Below are 3,389 nucleotides of genomic sequence, written 5' to 3' on the forward strand. Positions count from 1 at the left end.
GCGCCGCCGTGGCCGCCATTCGCGAATGGTTACGCGCCTTGCGTCGTGTCGGCGGCCAGCGCCTCGTCCAGGCGCAGCAGCAGCTGCCCGAGACGCTGCTCGGCGGCGGCGTCGGTCGCGCCGCCTTCCGCCGCCAGGGGGCGCGCCGTCGCCGCAGCCTCTGCAGCCTCGCGGTCGGCGAGCTCGAACGCCAGGTTGAGCGCCGCCAGCACGGCGATCCGGTCGCGCGCACGCACCTTGCCCGCATCGCGGATGCGGGTCATCGCGGCGTCCACGCGTTCGACGGCGGCCAGCAGGCGCTGCTCCTGGCCTTCGGCGCAGCCGAGCAGGTAGCTCTGCTGCAGGATCTGCACTTCGATCTGCTTCATGGCGCGGCGTCCTGTGGGGTGGCGTTGGCGGGCAGGCGGTCCAGGAGGGCGTCCACCCGGGCGCGGGCGGCCTGCAGGCGCGAACGCAGCGAGTCGCGCTCGGCGGTGAGGGCGGCCAGTTGCTCCTCCAGGCGCGCCTTGTCCTGCCGCAGCCGGGCCTGCTGCTCGAGCAGCCGCTCGATGCGGTCTGCGATCTGGTCGATGGTGGAAGGCTGGGGCATAGACCGGCAATTGTAGGGACCGCGCCGCCGCCCGCATAGAATCGCCACCTTGTTGGTGCTCGCGCCGTGGTTCACAGGGCGCAGTTCAACGGGAAGCAGGGAGGAGCGCGCCCACCGAGGGTGCTGTCTCCGGGCCTGCGCTGCCCCCGCAACGGTCAGCGAACGAGCCGCACGCCGGCTCCCTTGCACATCTCAAGCCACTGGGCGCCTTGAACAAGCGCCTGGGAAGGCAGTGCAAGGCGTCTTCGCCAGCCCGGATACCGGCCAACAAGGAGGTTGCCCGCATGGCGCGCAACCATGTCACCCAATGCCGGCGGGGAGGCTGGCGCGGGGTTTCTGTCGTTTTCTTTTTCCATGTCGTTTCTTCTTTCTCTCCGCCGTGCGGCCGCCCTGGAGCGCGCCCGCCTGCGTCCTTGCGCCTTGGCGGTGGCGCTGCTGGCCGTGGGCACGGCCGCCCATGCGCAGCAGGCGCCCGTGCTGCTCGCCCAGAACCTGCGTGCGCCCGCGCTCGACGAGGTGGTCGTCACGGCCACCCGCGTGGAGCAACCCTTGAGCGACGTGCTCGCCGACGTCACCATCGTGGACCGCGAGACCATCGAGCGCAGCGGCGCAACCGGGCTGGCCGACGTGCTGGCGCGGCTGCCGGGCATCGAGATGGCGCGCAACGGCGGCCCCGGCACCACCACCAGCATGTTCCTGCGTGGTGGCGAGACGCGCTTCACCGCGGTGTACCTGGATGGCGTGCGCATCGATTCCCAGGCTGGCAGCGGCGGCGCGAGCTGGGAGGCGATCCCGCTGTCGTCCATCGACCGCATCGAGGTGCTGCGCGGCCCGGCGGCTGCGGTCTATGGCTCGGATGCCCTGGCCGGGGTGGTGCAGATCTTCACCAGGAAGGGCGAGGCGGGCGTGGCCCCCTACGTAGGCATCGGCGTGGGAACCTGGCGCACCTGGCGCGCCGAGGCGGGCGTGAGCGGCGGCAGCGGCACGGTGGACTACGCGCTCGGCCTGTCGCGCGAGGGCAGCCGGGGCTACAGCGCCAAGACCGACCCCAAGAGCAACCCCGACCGGGACGGCTACCACCAGACCGCCGTCAACGGGCGCCTGGGCTGGCAGCTCGACGCCGCGCACCGCCTGGAGGGCACGTTGCTGCACAACGAATCCAACAGCGGCTACGACACCAGCCAGGAAGACGACCGCAACCACCACCGCCTGCAGGCGCTCGGACTGAACTGGCAGGCCCAGTGGAGCGCCGACTACAAGACGCGCCTGTCGGTCAGCGAATCGCGCGACCGCTACGAGACCCATCCCTCGCCCTACCGCACCGACACGCGGCTGCGCAACTACCTGCTGCACAACGAATGGCGCCTGGGCGCGCACCAGCTCACCGCCGCCCTGGAGCGCCGCGAGGACCATCTGGTGAACGAGCCCATCGACCGCACGCGCTCGCAGAACGCGCTGGCGCTGGGCTGGGGTCTGCACCAGGGCGCCCACACGCTGCAGCTGAACGCCCGCCACGACCGGGACAGCGAGTTCGGCGGCAAGACCACCGGCAGCGCCGCCTACGGCTACGAGTTCGCCCCCGGCTGGCGCGCCACCGCCTCGGCCGGCACGGCCTTCCGGGCGCCGACGCTGTACCAGCGCTTCAGCATGTACGGCGACGCCAGCCTGACGCCCGAGACCAGCCGCAACCTGGAGCTTGGCCTGAAGTGGCTGCAGGGCGCGAGCAGCTTCTCGGCCACGCTCTACCGCAACAACGTCAGCAACCTGATCACCTTCGTCGGCGGGCCCGGCCCCTGCCCGGGCGGCAGCGGCCCCTTCCCGGGCTGCTATGCGAGCGTCGGCAAGGCCCGCTACCAGGGCCTGACGCTGTCCGGCGGGCACTCGCTGGGCGCCACGCGGCTGTACGCCTCGATCGACTTGCAGAACCCGAAGAACCTCGACACCGGCAAGCTGCTGGCCCGGCGCGCCAAGCGCCATGCGACGCTCGGCGCAGAGACGCGCATCGCCCAGTGGACGGTGGGCGCGGAGGCGCAGCTGAGCGGACGGCGCTTCGACGACGCGGCCAACCGCACGGCCCTGGGGGGGTATGGCCTGCTGAACCTGCACGCCAGCACGCGACTGGCGCGCGACTGGCAGCTGGTCGCGCGAGTGGACAACCTGGCGGACAAGCAATACGAGCTGGCGCGCAGCTACGCCACGCCTGGCCGCAATCTGTACGTGGGCCTGAAGTGGGCCCCCCAGTACTGAACGGCTGAAGCCCATGCACGCAGCCCGCTGCCCCGCCCTGGTCGTTGCCGCGCCCGCCTCCGGGCAGGGCAAGACCACGGTGACCGCCGCGCTGGCACGGCTGCACGCGCGTGCGGGGCGGCGGGTGCGGGTGTTCAAGTGCGGTCCGGATCACCTGGATCCGCACTGGCACGAGCTGGCGAGCGGCGCGACCGTGCACCCGCTCGACCTGTGGCTCACCGGGGAGGAGGACTGCCGCAGGCGCCTGCACGAGGCGGCCGGGGCGGCCGACCTGGTCCTGATCGAGGGCGTGATGGGCCTGTTCGACGGCGAGCACAGCGTGGGCGAACTGGCGCGGCGCCTGGGCATTCCGGTGCTGGTGGTGATCGACGCCGGCGCCATGGGTGGGACCTTCGGGGCGCTGGCGCACGGCCTGCGCAGCTACTGGCCGGACCTGCCTTGGGCCGGGGTGCTGGCCAACCGCGTGGCGGGCGAGCGGCATGCGCAGATGCTGCGCGCCGGGCTGCGCGATGCGGGCGACTGGTGGGGCGCGCTGCCGCGGGTGGCGGCTGCC

4 protein-coding genes and 1 riboswitch are annotated in these 3,389 nt (G+C 72.4%); of the genes, 2 read left to right on the forward strand and 2 right to left on the reverse strand.

Annotated features, from left to right (window positions below):
* Window positions 1-29 precede the first annotated feature (29 nt).
* Together A612_RS13445 and A612_RS13450 are read right to left on the reverse strand one after the other, a co-directional pair.
* Complete coding sequence (locus A612_RS13445) at window positions 30-368, reverse strand: cell division protein ZapA (protein WP_019374981.1); 339 nt, start codon at window positions 366-368, stop codon at window positions 30-32.
* A complete protein-coding gene (locus A612_RS13450; protein ID WP_019374982.1) occupies window positions 365-589 on the reverse strand; it encodes a cell division protein ZapB in 225 nt (74 codons plus the stop codon). Before A612_RS13450 ends, A612_RS13445 begins: the two co-directional genes overlap by 4 nt.
* Before the next feature lie 36 nt (window positions 590-625).
* A riboswitch (cobalamin riboswitch) is annotated at window positions 626-872 on the forward strand.
* Between the two features lie 71 nt (window positions 873-943).
* Here A612_RS13450 and A612_RS13455 point away from each other — a divergent pair.
* Together A612_RS13455 and A612_RS13460 are read left to right on the forward strand one after the other, a co-directional pair.
* Complete coding sequence (locus tag A612_RS13455) at window positions 944-2,836, forward strand: TonB-dependent receptor domain-containing protein (RefSeq protein ID WP_040436949.1); 1,893 nt, start codon at window positions 944-946, stop codon at window positions 2,834-2,836.
* 13 nt (window positions 2,837-2,849) lie between these two features.
* On the forward strand, window positions 2,850-3,389 hold a 540-nt coding region (locus A612_RS13460; RefSeq protein WP_019374984.1), incomplete at its 3' end, for a nucleotide-binding protein.

Origin of the sequence: Melaminivora alkalimesophila (assembly GCF_000282995.1) — a bacterium.
Lineage (GTDB): Bacteria > Pseudomonadota > Gammaproteobacteria > Burkholderiales > Burkholderiaceae_C > Melaminivora > Melaminivora alkalimesophila.

What these genes read in the sequence shown, in the direction of transcription:
- A612_RS13450 (WP_019374982.1), bottom strand. Translation starts at nt 589, where the DNA reads ATGCCCCAGCCTTCCACCATCGACCAGATCGCAGACCGCATCGAGCGG.
- A612_RS13455 (WP_040436949.1), top strand. Translation starts at nt 944, where the DNA reads ATGTCGTTTCTTCTTTCTCTCCGCCGTGCGGCCGCCCTGGAGCGCGCC.
- A612_RS13445 (WP_019374981.1), bottom strand. Translation starts at nt 368, where the DNA reads ATGAAGCAGATCGAAGTGCAGATCCTGCAGCAGAGCTACCTGCTCGGC.